The sequence below is a fragment of the Xanthobacter autotrophicus genome (genome assembly GCF_029991245.1).
Lineage (GTDB): Bacteria > Pseudomonadota > Alphaproteobacteria > Rhizobiales > Xanthobacteraceae > Xanthobacter > Xanthobacter autotrophicus_C.
Genome location: NZ_JAIVFO010000333.1, coordinates 1 through 521, shown reverse-complemented (window position 1 = coordinate 521; position 521 = coordinate 1). Strand labels below are relative to the sequence as shown.

At 50.1% G+C, this 521-nt stretch carries 1 pseudogene; it reads left to right on the top strand.

Features of this window, described 5'->3' with window-relative positions:
* Positions 1–221 precede the first annotated feature (221 nt).
* Positions 222–521, top strand: a pseudogene (locus tag K9U41_RS23070) (IS6-like element IS26 family transposase); the annotation flags it as partial.

Sequence of the window (521 nt, the reverse complement as noted above, 5' to 3'; positions counted from 1 at the left end):
GATGATACTAACGGCCCACCGGCCTGTTGAGGAACCTGTAAAACGGAAAGGCTCATTGAAGCCGTATATTTTCTGGAGGTTCATCAGGCGCGGAACTCATCAAGGCGCGGGAATAAAATCCCATTCAGACGCCGGATAGATTCAAGCAAGCCAACTTGTCGTCAAAATCGGTGTTGCAAAAACGGGAGTGACCATAGATTCCGTTTTCTGAGACGACCCCTAACAGCAAAGCTGCATACCGGTTTCTGGGTAAAATCCTCAACAACGTGAAGAAGTGGCAGATCCCACGATTCATCAACACGGATAAAGCGCCCGCCTATGGTCGCGCGCTTGCTCTGCTCAAACGCGAAGGCCGGTGCCCGTCTGACGTTGAACACCGACAGATTAAGTACCGGAACAACGTGATTGAATGCGATCATGGCAAACTGAAACGGATAATCAACGCCACGCTGGGATTTAAATCCATGAAGACGGCTTACGCCACCATCAAAGGTATTGAGGTGATGCGTGCACTACGCAAA